The sequence below is a fragment of the Vibrio sp. 1249-1 genome (assembly GCF_033340495.1).
Genome location: NZ_JAWOWJ010001045.1, coordinates 1 through 544 on the forward strand (window position 1 = coordinate 1; position 544 = coordinate 544).

1 protein-coding gene is annotated in these 544 nt (G+C 46.5%); it reads left to right on the top strand.

Features of this window, described 5'->3' with window-relative positions; translation table 11 throughout:
- Positions 1 to 485, top strand: a 485-nt coding sequence (locus tag R7Z50_RS30370) for a DNA/RNA non-specific endonuclease (protein WP_318150133.1), incomplete at its 5' end; no start/stop codon positions are given.
- Positions 486 to 544 lie beyond the last annotated feature (59 nt).

Consider the following 544-nt stretch of genomic DNA (forward strand, 5'->3'; position numbering starts at 1 on the left):
CCCTAGCGGACTACAAAGGCTCAGGATACGACAGAGGGCACCTTGCGCCGTCAGCGACAATGGATTTCACCCAAGAGTCAATGAAGCAAAGCTTTTTGATGAGCAACATGTCACCTCAACTGCCGGGGTTTAACCGAGTTGGTTGGCGCGTTCTAGAAGAACATGTTCGTGATCTCGCCAATGAGTACAATGAGCTTTATGTGGTGACCGGACCGATTTACCAAGGTAACGAAGGAACAATCGGTAATGGCGTGGTGATCCCGAGCGCATTTTACAAAGTCATTCTTGATCCAAGCTTTGATGAAGCCATTGCGTTCATTGTCCCGCATCGTGATGTTTCAAGCTCTGAGTTAGCCAACTTTATTACCACCATTGACGAAGTTGAACGTCAAACTGGATTAGACTTTTTTGCTCAAACGCCAGATAGCATCGAAGACAACATGGAATCAGTAAAATGGGAAGAGATGTGGCCAACCAACCAGTAATTGAGTGACTGTCGCGATTCCTAAACCGCAATAAAAAAGCGCCTGAAGTAGGCGCTTTT